Annotated in this window: 19 protein-coding genes; all 19 read left to right on the top strand. The window is 33.9% G+C overall.

The window, feature by feature from the left end:
• The first annotated feature begins 166 nt into the window (after positions 1–166).
• Positions 167–1,480, top strand: coding sequence for a UDP-glucose dehydrogenase family protein (locus tag AB8P06_RS03010; protein WP_369837679.1), 1,314 nt, complete (start codon positions 167–169; stop codon positions 1,478–1,480).
• A gap of 176 nt (positions 1,481–1,656) precedes the next feature.
• The gene (gene rfbB / locus AB8P06_RS03005; RefSeq protein ID WP_369837676.1) at positions 1,657–2,736 is read left to right on the top strand and encodes a dTDP-glucose 4,6-dehydratase; all 1,080 of its coding nucleotides are present in this window, start codon (positions 1,657–1,659) and stop codon (positions 2,734–2,736) included.
• 4 nt (positions 2,737–2,740) lie between these two features.
• Positions 2,741–3,193 carry a hypothetical protein gene (locus tag AB8P06_RS03000; RefSeq protein WP_369837673.1) on the top strand — a complete coding sequence of 151 codons (453 nt, stop codon included), beginning with the start codon at positions 2,741–2,743 and terminating at the stop codon, positions 3,191–3,193.
• Positions 3,194–3,196: 3 nt separating this feature from the next.
• On the top strand, positions 3,197–4,060 hold the full coding sequence (gene rfbA / locus AB8P06_RS02995; RefSeq protein WP_369837671.1) for a glucose-1-phosphate thymidylyltransferase RfbA: 864 nt from the start codon (positions 3,197–3,199) through the stop codon (positions 4,058–4,060).
• 163 nt (positions 4,061–4,223) lie between these two features.
• Positions 4,224–5,072: an ABC transporter permease gene (locus AB8P06_RS02990; protein ID WP_369837668.1), complete on the top strand. Its 849-nt coding sequence runs from the start codon at positions 4,224–4,226 to the stop codon at positions 5,070–5,072.
• Between the two features lie 64 nt (positions 5,073–5,136).
• Positions 5,137–6,414: an ABC transporter ATP-binding protein gene (locus AB8P06_RS02985; protein ID WP_369837666.1), complete on the top strand. Its 1,278-nt coding sequence runs from the start codon at positions 5,137–5,139 to the stop codon at positions 6,412–6,414.
• Entirely contained in the window at positions 6,392–7,249 is an 858-nt protein-coding gene (locus AB8P06_RS02980; RefSeq protein WP_369837665.1) for a GNAT family N-acetyltransferase, read from the top strand. The genes AB8P06_RS02985 and AB8P06_RS02980 overlap by 23 nt, the downstream gene beginning before the upstream one ends.
• Complete coding sequence (locus AB8P06_RS02975) at positions 7,249–8,187, top strand: GNAT family N-acetyltransferase (protein ID WP_369837663.1); 939 nt, start codon at positions 7,249–7,251, stop codon at positions 8,185–8,187. The genes AB8P06_RS02980 and AB8P06_RS02975 overlap by 1 nt, the downstream gene beginning before the upstream one ends.
• A 7-nt stretch (positions 8,188–8,194) precedes the next feature.
• Positions 8,195–9,295 (top strand): DegT/DnrJ/EryC1/StrS family aminotransferase, encoded by a 1,101-nt coding sequence (locus tag AB8P06_RS02970; RefSeq protein WP_369837660.1) that lies wholly within the window; start codon positions 8,195–8,197, stop codon positions 9,293–9,295.
• 2 nt (positions 9,296–9,297) lie between these two features.
• Positions 9,298–10,194, top strand: a complete 897-nt coding sequence (locus AB8P06_RS02965) for a glycosyltransferase family 2 protein (protein WP_369837657.1) — start codon at positions 9,298–9,300, stop codon at positions 10,192–10,194.
• The gene (locus tag AB8P06_RS02960) at positions 10,194–10,790 is read left to right on the top strand and encodes an acyltransferase (RefSeq protein WP_369837654.1); all 597 of its coding nucleotides are present in this window, start codon (positions 10,194–10,196) and stop codon (positions 10,788–10,790) included. Before AB8P06_RS02965 ends, AB8P06_RS02960 begins: the two co-directional genes overlap by 1 nt.
• A complete protein-coding gene (locus AB8P06_RS02955) occupies positions 10,787–11,971 on the top strand; it encodes a glycosyltransferase family 4 protein (protein ID WP_369837652.1) in 1,185 nt (394 codons plus the stop codon). Before AB8P06_RS02960 ends, AB8P06_RS02955 begins: the two co-directional genes overlap by 4 nt.
• Complete coding sequence (locus AB8P06_RS02950) at positions 11,972–12,832, top strand: glycosyltransferase (RefSeq protein ID WP_369837649.1); 861 nt, start codon at positions 11,972–11,974, stop codon at positions 12,830–12,832.
• 9 nt (positions 12,833–12,841) lie between these two features.
• Positions 12,842–13,678, top strand: a complete 837-nt coding sequence (locus AB8P06_RS02945) for a 2OG-Fe(II) oxygenase (protein WP_369837646.1) — start codon at positions 12,842–12,844, stop codon at positions 13,676–13,678.
• Positions 13,679–13,715: 37 nt separating this feature from the next.
• A complete protein-coding gene (locus AB8P06_RS02940) occupies positions 13,716–14,384 on the top strand; it encodes an NAD-dependent epimerase/dehydratase family protein (protein ID WP_369837644.1) in 669 nt (222 codons plus the stop codon).
• A gap of 12 nt (positions 14,385–14,396) precedes the next feature.
• Positions 14,397–15,314 (top strand): glycosyltransferase family 2 protein, encoded by a 918-nt coding sequence (locus AB8P06_RS02935; RefSeq protein WP_369837641.1) that lies wholly within the window; start codon positions 14,397–14,399, stop codon positions 15,312–15,314.
• A gap of 208 nt (positions 15,315–15,522) precedes the next feature.
• A complete protein-coding gene (locus tag AB8P06_RS02930; RefSeq protein ID WP_369837638.1) occupies positions 15,523–16,449 on the top strand; it encodes a glycosyltransferase family 2 protein in 927 nt (308 codons plus the stop codon).
• 46 nt (positions 16,450–16,495) lie between these two features.
• Positions 16,496–17,281, top strand: a complete 786-nt coding sequence (locus AB8P06_RS02925) for a class I SAM-dependent methyltransferase (protein ID WP_369837635.1) — start codon at positions 16,496–16,498, stop codon at positions 17,279–17,281.
• A gap of 6 nt (positions 17,282–17,287) precedes the next feature.
• Positions 17,288–18,886 carry a glycosyltransferase family protein gene (locus tag AB8P06_RS02920; RefSeq protein ID WP_369837632.1) on the top strand — a complete coding sequence of 533 codons (1,599 nt, stop codon included), beginning with the start codon at positions 17,288–17,290 and terminating at the stop codon, positions 18,884–18,886.
• Positions 18,887–18,890: the final 4 nt, after the last annotated feature.

The following is an 18,890-nucleotide window of genomic DNA, read 5'->3' as shown; positions in this document are numbered from 1 at the left end:
CTTGCGAAGCCTTTCCATTATTTTTCCGTAAATCCATTGCAAATATACACTTTTTTTCTGAAAAAGCAAAATCATCTTATTATCAGACCTATAAGTTAACATTAAATTTAAAGAAGTTTTGAAAGTATTTTTATTATTTTTGTCACAAACTTTAAAAACATACATTTTGAATATAACGATTGTAGGAACAGGTTATGTAGGACTAGTTACAGGAACTACCCTTGCAGAACTTGGCAATTCAGTATACTGTGTTGATATTGATGAAAAGAAAGTAGAGGATATGAAAAACGGCATTGTTCCCATCTATGAGCCGAACCTCGAAGAAATGTTCTTAAGAAACATTCAGTCTCAAAGACTATTTTTCACGACAGACTTAAAAGAAGCTTTGGATAAAAGCGAGGTGATTTACCTGGCTTTGCCCACTCCTCCGGGAGAAGACGGCTCTGCAGACCTGTCCTATGTACTGAAGGTAGCCAATGACATTGGTAAGATGATGACAGAATATAAGGTCATTGTAAACAAAAGTACGGTTCCGGTAGGTACTGCCGACAGAGTGCAGGAAGTCATTGCTTCAAAAACAGCCATCCCTTTTGATGTGGTTTCAAATCCTGAATTTCTCAGAGAAGGTTTTGCCGTTGAAGATTCTATGAACCCTGCAAGAGTGGTGGTAGGATCAAGCTCGGAAAAGGCAAAAAATATTATGTCTACGATTTATCAGCCCTTCACAAATACCGGAATCCCGATTATTTTCATGGATGAAAAGTCATCCGAACTTACCAAATATGCCTCCAACTCATTTTTAGCTGTAAAGATTACATTTATGAATGAGATCGCCAACTATTGTGAAAAAGTAGGTGCTGATGTGGATAAGGTAAGATTAGGAATGGGAAGTGATGACAGAATCGGAAACAGGTTCTTATTCCCTGGTATCGGATACGGAGGAAGCTGTTTTCCAAAGGATGTAAAAGCACTGATTAAATCAGGAAAACAGGAAGATTTTAATTTCCAGATTTTAGAAGCTACTGAGAATGTGAATGTTGCCCAAAAAGTAATTCTGGTTTCTGAAATTGAAAAGTATTTCGGCGGAAGTGTTGAAGGTAAAACAATTGCCATGTGGGGCCTGGCATTTAAAGCCAATACCGATGATATCCGAGAGGCCTCATCTCTTGACAACATTGAACTTTTATTGAAAAAAGGAGCAAAAATTGTTGCTTACGATCTGATAGCGGAAAATAATGTTCAGAAAATCCTTGGGGATAAAATCCAATATGCAAAAGGGATGTACGAGGCTTTAGAAAATGCCGACGCCTTATTTATTGCTACAGAATGGCCGGAGTTCAAAAACCCTAATTTCAAGCTTATGGCTGAAAAAATGAACAATAAAGCTATTTTTGACGGAAGAAATATGTATCCTCTGGAAATCCCCGAACAGAACGGATTCTATTATAAAAGTATCGGAAGAAAAACCATCTTAAACTAAAGGTATATCATAAAGGAAGTTGGTTCTCAACAGAACATCTGACATCATACTGATCTATTCTAAACAATTAAGAATACCTGTATACCCATATTGATTTTTTCAATCGGGTATTGCATTTTCCTTTATTATGAGTACTTTTAATATTTTTAACGCTAAAATTTTTTCAAAACATTAAAATGAAAAATATAATTATTACCGGAGGAGCCGGCTTTATAGGTTCCCATGTTGTAAGAGAATTTGTAAAAAACAATCCCGGCATCACTATTATCAATCTTGATGCGCTTACTTATGCCGGAAATCTGGAAAACTTAAAAGACATCGAAAATGAGCCTAATTACGTTTTCGAAAAAGCAGATATCACAAAACCCGAAGAATTAAGAAAGGTTTTTGAAAAATACAATCCGGACGCTGTTGTACATTTGGCTGCGGAAAGCCATGTTGACAGAAGCATTACCGATCCGATGGCATTCATCAATACCAATGTGAATGGTACGGCTAATCTTCTTAATCTGTGTAAGGAATTCTGGACGTTAAATCCTGATCATACCCACGGAAGATTTCCTGATGAGAAAAGACAAAATTTATTCTACCATGTTTCCACAGATGAAGTATACGGTAGTTTAGGTGAAACCGGTTTTTTCCTTGAAACCACCTCTTATGATCCTCAATCTCCTTATTCCGCTTCCAAAGCCGCGTCAGATCATCTGGTGAGAGCTTACGGAAATACCTATGGAATGCCGTTTATTGTTTCCAACTGTTCTAATAATTACGGCCCGAATCATTTTCCTGAGAAACTGATTCCGCTTTGTATTTCCAATATTATCAATGAAAGACCACTCCCGATCTATGGTGACGGAAAATATACAAGAGACTGGCTATACGTTATTGACCATGCCAGAGCAATCCACCAGATTTTTAATGATGCCAAAACAGGCGAAACTTACAACATCGGAGGTTTCAATGAATGGCAGAATATTGATTTGGTGAAAGAGCTGATCAAACAAATGGATTCTAAATTAGGAAAACCTGAAGGATATTCCGAAAAGCTGATTACGTTTGTAAAAGACAGACCCGGCCATGATAAACGTTACGCCATTGATGCTACAAAACTTAATAAAGAACTGGGTTGGAAGCCTTCTGTAACTTTTGAACAGGGACTAGGAAAAACCATTGACTGGTATCTTGAAAATAAGGAATGGCTGGAAAATGTAACGAGCGGAGATTACCAGAAGTATTACGATAAACAATATAACTAGCCGGATGAAGCGTATTGCATTATTTCTTTTTGTATTATTTTCTATTTGGGGAAGTGCCCAGCAATTGCCTCCACCTCCTGCCGCATCCAATCTTTCACAGAAACGGCTGATTGATGAGTATATAGAAGTTTCCCATTACAAAGAGTCTGTCATTCATTACGCAAAAAATTATCTGGAGCTTAAAATGTTTGATTACAATGTAGACCCGCCTAAAGAACTTCTCACCAAAGAACAGGCACGCTCCATTATTAATAATTTTAATTTTGATCATGTAAAATCCTCCTTATATAGCTCTTTTTCTTTCATCTCTGAAGAGAAATTAAAAGAACTCATTAAGTTCCACAAAGCTATCGGAGGGCAGTTATCAAAAGATAATTCAGCATTTTTAATAACTCCAACTCTTGATTTAAATATTAAGAATCAGTTGGATTATGCCATAGAAAACATAAAAAAATAAAAGATGAAAGGAATAATATTAGCCGGAGGCTCCGGAACCAGACTTTACCCTCTTACCATTGCCGTAAGTAAGCAGCTCATGCCTGTTTATGACAAGCCGATGATCTACTATCCTCTTTCCACATTATTGCTGGCCGGGATAAAAGATATTTTAATCATCACTACCCCGCACGACCAGGAAGGTTTTGTAAAACTTCTGGGTGACGGCTCCCAGATCGGGTGTAATATAGAATATGTGGTACAGCCCAGCCCGGACGGATTGGCACAGGCATTTATTTTAGGAGATCAATTTATCGGAAATGATTCAGCTGCATTGGTCTTAGGTGATAATATCTTCTATGGTTCCGAAATGGGAACTTTATTGAAAAATAAAACCCAACCGGATGGTGGTGTTGTTTTCGCGTATCACGTCTCTGATCCCGAGAGATATGGTGTGGTAGAATTTGATGATGACTTCAAAGCTGTTTCTATCGAAGAAAAACCCATTCACCCTAAATCAAATTACGCCGTTCCCGGACTGTATTTTTACGATAACGAAGTGGTGGAAATCGCCAGGAATATACAGCCTTCCGCACGTGGTGAGCTTGAAATAACGGATGTGAATAACGTCTATCTTAGAAAAGGCAAGCTCGAAGTAGGTGTTCTGGACAGAGGAACTGCCTGGCTTGATACAGGAACATTCGATTCTCTTCATGATGCATCGGAATTCGTAAGCGTCATTGAAAAAAGACAGGGCTTTAAAATCGGCTGCATTGAAGAGATTGCTTTCAGGAATAAATTTATTGATGAAGAAAAGCTCCTCGAAACCGCATTAAAATACGGCAAAAGCGGATATGGTGAATACCTGAAACAACTTGTCAAGAAATAATTAACAATTCCCTCCACTATTGGCTTTACAGTCAATAGTTTGCTCATAATAACAAATATTAATATATTAGTTCTTCTTTTCCGATTTTATATGAATAATTATTCATAATCCGGGAAATATCGGTTAAATTAATTATTATAAATTTGTATAAACTATTACACAAATGAATGAACCACAACAAAAGTGGACAGAAACGATAGAGGCCAACCATTCTTTATTTGATTTAAAACTTAAAGAAGTCTGGAGATACAAAGATCTTGTTTATATGTTTGTAAAGAGAGATTTTGTATCGAGTTTTAAACAGACAATTTTAGGCCCTGTATGGTTTTTTATTAATCCCATCTTTACGACAATCACCTATCTGATTGTTTTCGGAAGAATTGCCAAACTGCCTACAGACGGAGCACCTCCTTTACTGTTTTACCTTGCAGGTATTACACTTTGGAACTATTTTGCATCTTCACTAACCGGAACTTCCTATACCTTTACGGGGAATGCCGGAATATTTGGAAAAGTATATTTCCCGAGACTTGTAACTCCCCTTTCCATTGTTATTTCCAACCTGATGCGTTTCGGGGTACAGTTTTTATTATTTCTCCTGGTATGGGCATATTATTTTGCCAACGGTGAAGCTCACCCTAATATCTGGGTTTTGATAACTCCGTTCTTAATTATTCTTATGGCACTTTTCGCCTTGGGAGCAGGAATGATTTTTTCCTCTCTTACTACAAAATACAAAGATTTAAATATGCTGCTTGGGTTTGGAGTCAGCCTGTACATGTATGCTACTCCGGTAATATATCCTACATCTTCACTTCCTGCAGGTTTTAAAAAGTTGGCTTATTACAACCCTTTAACCGGTATTTTCGAATGTTTCAAATATGCCTGGCTGGGGGTTGGAGATTTCTCACCTTTAATGTTGGGAATCAGCACTGTTATTATTCTGATCATTTTAGCAGTAGGAATCGTTATTTTCAACAAGGTTGAGAAAACTTTTATGGATACGGTATAATTAAAACCCGGAAAAACTGTTTAAAAGTTATACCAAGAAGTCTAATTCTTTAAATTAAAAAAACATGCTGGCTTTAAAAGCTGAAAATATATCAAAGCAATACCGCTTAGGACAAGTGGGTACAGGAACCCTTTCTCATGACCTGAACAGATTCTGGCACAGAGTAAGGGGTAAAGAAGATCCTTATCTGAAAATTGGTGATGCTAACGACAGAACGACAAAAGGAGATTCCGAATATGTATGGTCCCTTCGTGATATTGATTTCGAAATCAAACAGGGAGATGCGGTAGGAATTATCGGAAGAAACGGTGCCGGAAAATCTACCCTTTTAAAATTATTAAGTAAAGTAACCAAGCCTACTACAGGCAAAATATATACCCAGGGAAGAATTGCTTCTTTGCTGGAAGTAGGAACAGGATTCCATCCGGAAATGACAGGCCGGGAAAACGTATTTCTGAATGGGGCAATTCTGGGAATGACCAATAAAGAGATCAAACGCAAATTTGATGAAATCGTAGACTTCTCAGGTGTTGAAAGATATATTGACACACCCGTTAAAAGATACTCATCAGGAATGTATGTACGCCTTGCCTTTGCTGTGGCCGCTCACCTTGAATCTGAAATCCTTATTGTGGATGAAGTTTTAGCAGTAGGTGATGCCGATTTTCAGAAAAAATGTCTCGGTAAAATGGGAGATGTTACAAAAGGAGAAGGAAGAACGATCCTGTTTGTAAGCCATAACATGACGGCTATAAAAGAACTTTGCAGAAGCGGCATCTTATTAAATCAGGGGATGATGGATTATGCAGGAAATATTATCGATACCATTACCGAATATCAGAAAAATGCTGAAAGACAAAGCAGCTATCTCCATGAAGGACCTGTAGAAAAGGCTTTAGGAAATGAAAACATCAGATTATTGGAGCTTTCTGCAAAACCCGCAAAAGGCCAGTTTCTGGATATTGAATCCGGAGTTAAAGTACGTTTGAGGTTTTATAATTTCAAAGAAAACATTAATTTAGATACAACTTTTGAATTAAGAACCTATGAAGAAGTTGTAGTGTTCCATACCGGAGCTTTTGTTGCCACCAATAACAGTTCGCAGAGAAAGGAATATACTTTGGAATTTGAAATTCCGGCGAATCTTCTTAATACGGGTAACTATTATTTTAAAATAATTTTCGGTGAAGATCAGAAGATTCCTCTATATGTTGCCAATGAAACAATAGGTTTTGAAATCGAAAATGTAAAAATGGGTAAAAACATCAACACTTTACCGGGAATCATAAGACCCGAGTTTGATTATAAAATAAGCATCAATGGCCAAACCCCAATATTTTAATTTAAATAAAATAGGTGATTCTTCTCTTGGATTCATCAGCATCGCTGAGAATTTAAAAAATATCCCTTTTGAAGTTAAACGAGTATATTGGACGTATTATACTCCTCAGGATGTAATGCGGGGCGGTCATGCCCATAAAAAACTGGAGCAGATTATATTTGCTGTTTCCGGAATCATTCAGTTTAATATTGAAGATAAAGACGGAAATAAAGAAACATTTATTCTTGATGACCCGTCAAAAGGTTTATATCTTCCCAAATTAATCTGGAGAGATATCAAATTTTCGCACAGTGCCGTCCTTCTGTGTTTAGCTTCTGAATTTTATGATGAAGAGGATTATTTCAGAAATTATGATGAGTTTAAATCATATGAATATTCTGATTTGCAATTTATCGATTATAATGAAACGGTTTTGGAAAAGTCATGGAATTGGCTGAACGACCCGGAAATAAAGACACTGACAGGAACTCCCGATTTCACAAAAGAAGATCAGAAAAGCTGGTTTCAGAAATTGAATTCAATGGATAATTATTATATAAAAGGATTATCCTTTAATGGTAATATCATTGGGGTTGCAGGTCTTAAAAAAATTGACAGAGAAACTAAAAATGCAGAATATTTCGGATACATAGGCGAAAAGGAATTCTGGGGAAAAGGGTTAAGCACAACCATATTGACGCAGATTTTATCTTATGCAAAAGAAGGGCTTCATTTGGAAAGCCTGTATCTGAATGTAATTCCGGAAAATATCCGAGCCATAAGGGCTTATGAAAATTTTGGTTTCAGAATAGATAGGATTGAACAAAATAACGTGAGAATGTCTTTGAAATTATAATGGATATAGAAGTTACACGATATACTACAGATCAAAAAAAAATATGGGATGCTTTCATTAAAGAGAGCAAAAACGGACTGTTCTTTTTTGAAAGAAACTATATGGATTATCATGCCGATAGGTTTACAGACCATTCTCTGGTTTTCACCAGAAAAAATCAAATTATTGCAGTTTTCCCTGCCACAGAAATAAAAAAAGAAATTTTTTCTCATGGAGGATTAACCTACGGTTCCCTGATTACCCACAAAAGAATAAAAGCCACAGAAGTTCTGGAGGTCTTTTCTGAATTAAAAAATTATTATAGCTCGGCAGGTTTTAAAAAGATGACTTACAAAGCTATTCCTTATATATTTTCAGATTTCCCGTTTCAGGAAGACTTGTACGCTTTATTTTTAAATAATGCACAGCTTGTCAGAAGAGATATTTCATCTGTCATTTCTCTTAAAAACAGACTTCCACTGGCAAAATCACCTGCAAAAAAGGTTAAAGACTGTTCCGCTCTCGACCTAAAGATCACAGAGAATAAAAATCTTGAGAAGTACTGGGAATTATTAAGCAGTGTTTTGGCCAAACATAATGTAAAGCCGGTTCACACTTTGGAAGAAATTCAAAAACTGGCGGATCATTTCCCTGACAATATCAGATTATTTGAAGTATATGAAGAAGAACAGCTCATAAGTGGTTCTCTGCTTTTTGATTTCGGGAATGTGGTTCACACTCAATACCTGGCCAATTCTGAAAGAGGAAGAGAAATCGGCGCCCTGGATTATCTGATTATTTCACTCATCGAAAATCAGTTTCAAAACAAAGAATATTTCAGTTTTGGAATTTCAACTGAAAACCAGGGGAAATTTTTGAATGAAGGGCTGATCAATCAGAAAGAAATGTATGGCGGAAGAGCTGTATGCAATGATTTTTATGAAATCGCTTTAAATTAAAAAACAAATGATTAATTTTTTAGATCTAAAAAAGGTAAACTTGAAATACCAACAGGAAATAGAAAACAAACTTCTTGAAGTTTTCAGAAGCGGATGGTATTTATTAGGAAGTGAGCTTAAAAATTTTGAAACCAATTTATCCCGTTATATCGGGTCAAAATATGCAATCGGAGTAGCCAATGGCCTTGATGCATTGCGCCTGATCTTTCGGGCTTATATAGAATTAGGCTACATGAAACCCGGAGATGAAGTTATTGTACCCTCCAATACTTATATTGCTTCTATTCTGGCTCTTTCCGACAACGGATTAATCCCCGTTTTAGTAGAACCGGATATTCATACTTACAATATTGATATTTCAAAAATTGAAGAAAAAATAACGCCTAAAGCAAAAGCAATCCTAATCGTTCATTTACAGGGAAGAATTGTTTTTTCAGAGGAGCTGAGAAATATTGCGGAAAAATACCATTTAAAAATTATTGAAGATAATGCCCAGGCTATTGGTGCGGAATGGAATAATATAAAATCAGGAAACCTTGGAGATGCCGCAGGATTCAGTTTCTATCCCGGAAAAAACCTTGGCGCGCTTGGTGATGCGGGCGCCGTAACAACAAATGATGATGAATTATATGAAGCCATCCGTGCTTTAGGAAACTATGGCTCAAAACAAAAATATGTCAATATATACAAAGGTCTGAACTCCAGATTAGATGAGATACAGGCTGCCGTTCTGGATATAAAATTAAAGTATATTCATGAAGAGAATGATGCCCGGAGACAGATCGCAAAAAGATTTATCGAAGGAATTACCAATCCTAAAATTATTCTGCCGGAAATCCCATCCGATGAACAGGAACATGTGTGGCATGTTTTTGTAATACGAACAGAAAACAGAGACAAGCTTCAGGCTTATTTAACGGAAAAAGGGATTCATACCATTATTCATTACCCTATTCCACCTCATCAGCAGGAGGCTTATAAAGAACTGAATCATCTGTCTTTTCCGATCAGTGAAAAAATTCATCAGGAGGTCTTAAGCCTGCCGATTTCTTCAGTCCTGGAAGAAGATGAAATAGAAACCATTATTAAAACGGTAAACGAGTATTAAAAATGGAGCAGCCTTTAGTAACAGTGGTAGTCGTTTCGTATAATCATGCCGGTTATATCAAAGAATGCCTTGACAGTATAAAAAATCAGACCTATAAAAACATTCAGCTTATTGTGGGAGATGATGCCTCACCGGATAATTCTGTAGAAGTTTTTGAGCAATGGCTACTGGAAAATAATTACCCTGCAGAAAAGAATTTCCATTCAAAAAATACAGGTCTGGCAGAAATGCTTAACGAATGTATTCAACTTACTAAAGGAAAATATATAAAACTTATTGCAGCAGATGATTATTTACATCCTGAATTTCTTGAAAAAACTGTACATACTTTAGAAAATAAAGATGAAACATTTGCAGTGGCATTTTCGGGGGCCTATATTGTAAATGAAGATAAAAGTGTTATAGAATATTATGGTAATTTTGATTTCTATAAAGATGAATATCAATTCAGAAAGTTGGAAAGAACCAGAAATTTTGTCCCGGGATTAAGTGCTTTAATAAAAACTAAAGCTTTAATTGAAACGGGGCCTTATAATAAGGAAATTCTTCTGGAAGATTATGATAAATGGCTGAAAATTAATGAGAATTATTTTTTTGCTTTTATCCCGGAAAACTTGGCATATTACAGAAGGCATGAGGAAAATATTTCAAAAATAAAAGCAAGACTGGTTTTCGTGGAAGAAATACTTTTGAAGTTAAAATATGATCCTGATCTTGAAAATAAAAGCGAAACCAATAAAAGCGTAAAGAAGATTTATCTCACATCAACGGATAAGCAGGAACTAAAAAATGTATTCGAAAAATATAATCAGTACAAAGGCAAAGAGCCCTGGTTAAATTTTTGCTTAAAATATCGTTTACCCGTTAAATTGTATCATTTAAAATATAAATTTTTCTAATGTTTAACAAAATAAAAAATTATATCAATAGAAAGATTGTTGCTTTAATTACAGATCTTGAGATTCAGGAGAAGAAGAAAATGTGGTGGCGTTTTACCTCAAAGCCCAACATTAATATTCATCATACTTTTGCTCCTCAGGATGTTAAGATATTTAAGGGAAATGAGGGTGAATTTGGTCAGATAACAATCGGTGAACGTTTTTTTGTAAGAGATTACTGTAATATTTCGGTTCTGCCCGGCGCTAAGCTTACCATAGGAAACGGGGTTTTCTTTAATAACTATTCTTCTGTTAATTGTATTGATACCATTATCATCGGGAATGATACAATATTTGGAGAGGGTGTGAAATTGTATGACCACAATCATAAATATGGGTTCAACCCTGATTTTTTTGTTGATAAAACCGATTTTAAAACAAGTCCTGTCATCATTGGCAAAAATTGCTGGATCGGAAGCAATGCCGTAATATTAAAAGGAGTGGAAATCGGTGATAACTGTATTATTGGAGCAGGATGTGTTGTACATAAATCCATTCCTGCCAACACCATTATAAAAAATAGTCAAAATTTAATATTTGAACCTCTGCAAAAATGAATGAAATAAAAAAAATATTAGTAATTTCCCACGAAGCATCTCTTTCAGGAGCTCCTATTCTGCTGTTGAGCATATTAAAAAAACTTAAACAGGAAAGAAAGAATTTCAGCATCGATGTTCTGTTATTAAGGCCCGGACAACTCTATGAAGATTTCGCTAAAATATCTGATAATAAAGTAATTGTTGTCAGCTATTATAATCAGTCTTTTTCATTTGTCAACAGAAATTTTAAAAAGCTTCAGTCTACATTTTTCCCGAAATCTGAAACCAAAGACGAGCAGGTTGAAAAAATAACCACCAGGCTTTTGGCCAATAACTATGATCTTGTCTACGGAAATTCAGCAGAAACTTTCAGATGGTCAATACCGTTTTATAAAAAAAATATCCCTACCATCGTTGCGATTCATGAATTAACCTATGGTTTGGAAAGTACTTATCCGAAAGATTTTATTTTAGAAAACTTTTCCAAGGTTTCCATGATTATTGCCGGCTCCAATGCTGTTGCAGAGAACCTTATCAACAAATATGATACGAATCCTGAAAAAATAAAAGTTATTCATTCTTTTGTTGACGAAACCATTGATCTTAAAAAAGACAAAGCAGCTATAAAAAAAGAATTAAACATTTCAGATTCGGAAATTGTAATTGGTATTGCAAGCTCACAGGAGCTGCGTAAGGGAACAGATCTGGTTCCTCTTCTTGTAAAAAAGATAGCCGATAAGACTGATATTAAATTCAAATTTATTAATCTGGGTGGTTCTTCCAAAACCGGACCTGTAAAATGCTCTAAACTTGATGCTGATAAACTGGGTGTCATTGATAAGATCGTCTATGTAGATCACAATAAAACCCCTAATGACTATATCAACACCTTTGATATTTTCCTTTTATTATCAAGAGAAGACCCTTTCCCATTGGTAATGCTTACTGCTGCAAAGCTTAAAAAGCCTATTGCCGCATTTGATCAAAGTGGTGGTGCCGTAGAGTTTTTAGAAAACGGATATGGCATTCTTGCCCCGTATTTAGATCTGGATACGATGGCAGATGAAGTGATAAAACTCATGAAAGATTCAGATTTAAGAGAAAAGTATGGAGAAAATATCCACAGAAGACTGGAAGAAGAATATTCTGATGAAAAACTTACATCGGATATTTTTAATTTAATTGATGAGCTTATCTAAATGATTTCAATTATTGTTTCATCCTATCAAGAACACTATTATAACCAACTTATCAAAAATATTGATGAGACTATAGGACCATGTCAATACGAAATAATACAGGTTTGGAATCCTGCACTTATGGGTATTACAAAAGCTTATAATTTGGGTGCATCCAAAGCAAAGTACGAATATTTACTCTTCATTCATGAAGACATTATTTTCCATACACAAAAGTGGGGGGAAAAACTAATTTCACATCTTAAAGAGAGACAGGTTGGTATCATAGGTGTATCAGGATCGTCATATGTTCCCACAGCTCCATCCAGTTGGACTGTTTCAATAGAATATCAACGAACAAACATTCTTGAAAGCACTAAAGAACAACCTGTTCCCAGACATACAAAGACAACATTAGGTAATAGGAATGAGGTATATGGTGTAGATGGTGTTTTTTTAGCTATTAAAAAAACAGATTTTATTATATACAAATTTAATGAAGATCTAAAGGGATTTCATGGTTATGATTTGGATCTAAGCTTACGGGTATCAAAAACTTTACAAAATTATGTTGTTGATGATATTTTAATTGAGCATTTCTCTATGGGAAATAGAGATAAAACCTGGTTTGATACTAATATAGCTATCCGAGAAAATTTAGGTTCAAAATTTAACAAAAAAAATTCAAAAACCGAGACAAAGGCATTTTTAAGCTTTTTATATAATTACTTTAAATATTATCCTGTCAATAAAAAAAATATTTTTTTTACATTAAAATTCCACCCTTTTAAATCCCTCAATATCAGTGAAAATATTTTAATTTTAAAAAAATATTTTAATTATATAAAATATTCCCTTCAATTAAATAAAAAACACAAATAAAAAAAATTTATGATGAAACAATTTCTAAACACCCACAATCAAGACTTGTTAAAGTTTGCTGAAGAAAATTCGGCTAAATACAAAAATGGAACTCCTTTTCCAAGTATTTCATTCGATAATTTTTTTAATTCTGAATTGTTAGAAGAAGTTTTAAAAGAATTCCCAGATTTATATAAACAAGATTCGATAAACTTCAATGATCCTCTTCAAAAAAAATTTGCCGGCAAAGGGGAAAAGTCTTTTGGTCCAAAAACAAGAGAACTGATGTATTTCTTAAACTCAGAACCTTTTCTCAATTTTGTAAATAAACTAACTGGTATTGAAGAAGTTTTATATGGTGACCCTTATTTTTCTGGAGGAGGACTTCATGAAATAAAAAAAGGAGGGCTCTTAAAAGTTCATGCTGATTTTAATAAAAATCCTATAAATGGGCTGGACAGAAGAATTAATATTCTAATTTATTTGAACAAAGATTGGAAAGATGAATATGGAGGTCATTTTGAGTTATGGAATCAGGATATGACAAAATGTGAAACTAAGATTTCTCCAACATTTAATACATTAGCTATGTTTTCCACGACATCCAATTCATATCACGGGCATCCCGATGCGTTAAACTGTCCCGAAGAAAGAAGCCGAAAATCCTTAGCTTTATATTATTATTCAAATGGGAGACCTGAGTCGGAAGCAATAGCATTCAAAGACTCTCATAATACACTTTTTGTACAAAGAAAAAATTCTGAACAAGATACAACTGCCTGGAAAGAAAATACGGAAAGAAAAAAACAAGGCTATAATAAACCTTCATTAATAAAAAAAATATACTATAAAATTTTTGGGAACTAACTTTCCATATAGTTGAAAATTAATTTAAAAATAAATCATGATAATAGGCTCTGGATTGATTGCCAATTCATTAAAAAATATAGATTCCGAACAGAACTTATTCTTTGCTTCCGGGGTTTCAAATTCCCTGGAAACAAGAAGTTCTGAGTTTGAGAGAGAATTTTCGCTCTTGAAAAAAAATATAGAAGAACATGGCGACAAAAAGCTGATTTATTTTTCAACTCTCAGCATTCATGATCAGTCTAAGCAGGACAGCCACTACGTTCTCCATAAAAAAGAGATTGAAAATTATATAAAAAACAATCTTAGCTCTTATCTTATTTTAAGAATTGGAAATATTGTAGGAAAAGGAGGAAATCCTAATACATTATTCAATTTCCTTAAAAATCAGATAACCAATGATCTTGAATTTACGGTACACAATAAAGCCAGAAGGCTTTTGATTGATATTGATGATATCTCTAAGTTTTTATCCTCAGATTGTATGCAGATGAATAATCAAACCATCAATTTTGCTTATCCTTACTATTATAACCTGAAGGAAATTATCACCGCTTTGCAAATTTTAATTAATAAAGAAGCCATCTATAATGAAATAAACGAAGGAGATTTTTATAGAGTTGATTTCAATGAAAAAATCAATGATTTCTTTTCGGGAACCGGTCCGCAAGAATATTTACAGATTTTAGCTCAAAAATATATTTAAAAGCTGACACAAATGCCTAGGATTTATATCATTATTGTTACTTACAATGCCATGAAATGGGCAGAAAGATGTTTTACAAGCTTAAGACAATCTTCTGTTCCCGTGCATACGATTGTCATCGACAATGGTTCTACAGATGGCACTCAGGAATATATAAAAACTCATTTTCCGGAAGTAGATTTCATTCAATCTAAAGAAAATTTAGGCTTTGGAAAGGCTAATAATATCGGCATCGAAAAAGCATATAAAGAAGGCGCAGATTTCTTTTATCTTATGAATCAGGATGCCTGGTTGTATGCAGATAGTTTAGAAAAACTGCTACAGGTTTACCACGATTATCCCAATAAAAAAGAGATCGGCATTATCAGCCCGATGCATATAGACGGCACAGAAAAGCTTTTAGATATCTTCCTGGATAAATATATTGCAATCAACTTTAAAACGAGATTAATTTCTGACCTTTATTTTCAGAATCTAAAGCCTTTTTATGAAATAAACTTCATCAATGCCGCACATTGGCTTCTTCCAAAGGATACGATTGAGGAAATAGGTGGCTTTAATCCTTATTTTTTCCATTATGGGGAAGATGTAGAATATGTGAACCGTATTCTTTTTCACAAAAAGAAAACACTGCTTGTCCCGGGTAGCAAAGTTGTTCATGATGGCAAACAGTCATTAACAAAAGTGGATTACAATACATATCCTGATCTCAGAGTGGAAACCAATATTATGAACCCCGGTTTGCAGAATTCCTTGTATTTAGAGAAGAAATCACTGAAACAAAGTATGCTTAAGAATCTTATGACCGGGAAACTAGAAAACTACAAAAAACTGTCAGAAAAGCATAAAAAAATTATCTCAGAAGAAAAAAAATTAACCGAACTTAGAAACATTGTAGAAAAAAAATCACATTCATTTTTAAATTTATAGGTAACCGGTTGACAAATTTTTCCAAAATTAAAGTCTGAAACAACCATTCAAATTATTAAATTAATAAACCAAATAAAAGAAAACAAATAATAATTTAAACAAAATTTATTTTCCATATTAAAAACATACATAAATCCACGATTATTAAAATTAAATGTAAAAAATACAGTCATTTTATATATAATTTTAAGGGATTTATAAAACACATATGGAAAAAAAAATAAGTCTTGTAATTCCTGTTTATCGATCGGCAAAATTTCTTCACAAAACCATGGAAGCCGTAGATCATCAAAAAAAAGAATCCAACTGGAATCTTGATGTGATTTTGGTAGAAGACGGAAGCCCTGACAATAGTTTTGAGGTGATAGAAGAGCTGACTAAACATTATCCTTACATCAAGGGAATTAAGCTTTCACGAAATTTCGGACATCAAATCGCAGTAAAAACCGGCTTGCATTATGCTACTGGAGATTATATCGCCATTATAGATGATGATCTGCAAGATCCGCCGTCTTTATTACCCCGTTTTTTTGCCCAGCTGGATTTAGGTTACGAAGTAGCATATGGAGTTCGAAAAAAAAGAAAAGAAAGCCAATTAAAAAAGTTCGCTTATACCGGATTTTACAGGCTACTTGATTCGATAAGCGATACAAAAATCCCTTTGGATTCCGGAGACTTTTGTGTGATGACAAAAAATGTGAAGGATCAAATGTTGACTCTTAATGAACAAAATCCTTATTTAAGAGGTATAAGAGCATGGGTAGGCTTTAAGCAAACCGGACTTGAATACGACAGAAGCAGCAGAATAGAAGGAGAATCCGGATATTCATTAAAAAAACTGATCAAAATTGCAAAAGATGGAATTTTCTCTTTTTCATCTCTTCCCCTTCAAATTATAAGCCTGCTGGGAAATTCCGGTTTATTAATTTCAGTATTATTTACACTATTCACGATAATAAGATACTTCAAAAATGAGATTGAAGTAGCCGGATATACTACAATCATTATTATTATACTTTTCTTCAACTCTATTTTACTGGTCAGTTTAGGAATTATTGGAGAATATATTTACCGGATTTATAATGAAGTTCGGAACAGACCCTATACCATTATTGAAAAAACCATCAACACCTAAAACACTTTAGTACATCATTAAACCTGACTTAAAAATAAAAACCTAAATGAAAGAAAAAATACAATCCATCTTAGATCCGAAATTTATTTACAATTACAAGAATGAAAAATTCGTTTTCCTTGAATTTGATGAGGAAATTGTTTCAGATTCCCTTGACAAGATCAAAACATTTTTCAAAAAATATATTTGGCTTTACGAGTTATTAATCTACATTATTGCTCCCTTGTACCCTTCAAGATATTTTTTCCTGAGAAGAGTTTTAAAAGCAACCCAAAACACCAATAAAGTGGTTATTAATTTAGGAAGCGGATATACAGATCTCAGAGATGATATTATAAATGTTGATCTGATTCCTTATGCCCCTGTTGATATCCTCTGTGATATTACAAGGCTTCCCTTTAAAGATAATTCTGTAGACCAGATTATCAATATCGCCGTTTTAGAGCACGTTCCCAATCCGCAGGCTGTAATTGCTGAAATTCACCGTGTATTAAAACCCGGAGGAAAACTTTTATGCGAAATTCCTTTTATGCAGGCTTTTCATGCATCATCATATGATTTCCAGCGCTATACGTATGAAGGGATCAAAGTACAATTTCAGGATTTCAACAATTTAAAAATTCATTCTATAAGCCCTACCGGAGGAATGCTTTGGCCTTTACAGGAGTGGTTTGTGATGCTTTTTTCTTTTGGAATCAGGCCCTTACACAACATTCTTTTGATTATTGTAATGTGCCTTACATTCCCGATTAAATTTCTGGACGTTATTCTACAATACCATCCGTTGAGTAAAAATATCGCTTCGGCCTTTATTTTTGAATGTGAAAAGTAATATGGTATGAAGAAATTATTTCAATATCCGGTCAATATATTATTATTTTTCGTATTCATCGCAGGAACTGTGTTATTGGCATATCTTACCTATTCTAATCTGGATAAAGGTTTTATTTTCAATGACGAAGCTTATTATTTGTCTTATTATAGAAATAAAGGAGAATATTTAAGTTTTGACAGAACTAATTTTTTTAGAATTTTCAAATTTTTATATACTCCTAATATTTACCATTTTAGGATCATTTCTATTACAACGCTTGTACTCAGTAACTTTTTACTTTGTTTTACGGTCTTAAAATTCCTGAAATTTAAGAATAGTATCTTTATATATAGCCTTATCGGGATTATTATTGGCTTTGAAAGCTGGCAGATTAATAATCTTATTATACAGCAATATATTGGTAATACTATTTTAGTAAACGTCGGTGTTTCACTAATGCTTATTGCAACCCTGCTCAAGAAAAAATTCGTTCTATTATTTTCAGGTTTTGTCTTGTCGTTTGTTCTTTTTAATGGCAATTCTCACACAGTGGTCATTCTTCCGATCCTTGCTTTTTTTATATTGATCAATCTAAAAAGCTGGAGGCTGAACCTTTTTTATTTTTTCATAGGATATGTGGTAGGAGTGTTTATTTATTTTACATTTTTAGACACTTTAGATAATTTTATTTATCAATTTACATTTTTAAAAGAATATTTAGGTTTTCACAGGAAGCAGCATTCCAAAACATTTATGGTTTTATGGGTGATCTATCTTTTTCTGAATGCTATCTTACCTTCTGCCATAGCAATCTTTCTTTTGTGGAAAACAAAATTCTCAGAATCTTCGGTCAAAATGCTTGACGCTATCCTGGCAATTACCGGTATTCTTACGATAGGGTTACTGATTTTCTTTTATGAATATTATGTATTTGTATTTATCGTTTTCACGCATTTACTTTCCATCAGATTTTGGATTACTGAAGATGAATCTAAAAACAATAAATATTTAATTCTTCTTTTATTAATCATTCCATATGGTCTGACATTCGGTTCCCAAACCTGGTTTCATCTGCGATTGAATGCGTACAAATTTTATTATTTTCTACTCATTTTCATCTGTCTTTTCAGGATTTACAAAACCTCATATTGGATACTTGGATATTTAAGCGGGCTCTCTTTTATGCTCTTTTCATTCACTCACATTCCTTACCAAAACGGCTGGAAAGATTTTATATTTACAGAACAGACCGAAAAAGTAAAAATAAACGGATATGATCTGTACTTAGACAAGGCAAGAAAAAAAGACATTGAAAACCTTAGACCCTATCTCGAAAACCAGCAAAATGTAATTTATTCCAGCAACCACCTGAGCGGGTATTTGTATATTTTAAATGCAAACCCTCCTATTTATTATTATTTTACATTAAAAGATTATATTAAATTTATCATTAAAAAAACTGGTAAAACTCCTGATGATTTTATTTATATCGAAAGTAACGATTACCCTTTCTATTCTAAAGAAATTGTACCTTTACAGTTCGTAAGTCATCCGGAAAAATACAGAATAGTAAAAACAGGGAGATTTACGTTGTACCTTCCCTCAAACTATCAAAAAAAATAAAAAC

The organism is Chryseobacterium tongliaonense, from assembly GCF_041224435.1.
In the GTDB taxonomy this organism is placed as follows: domain Bacteria; phylum Bacteroidota; class Bacteroidia; order Flavobacteriales; family Weeksellaceae; genus Chryseobacterium; species Chryseobacterium tongliaoense.
Note: the sequence above shows the minus strand (reverse complement) of the source record. Positions and strands in the feature narration are given on the sequence as shown.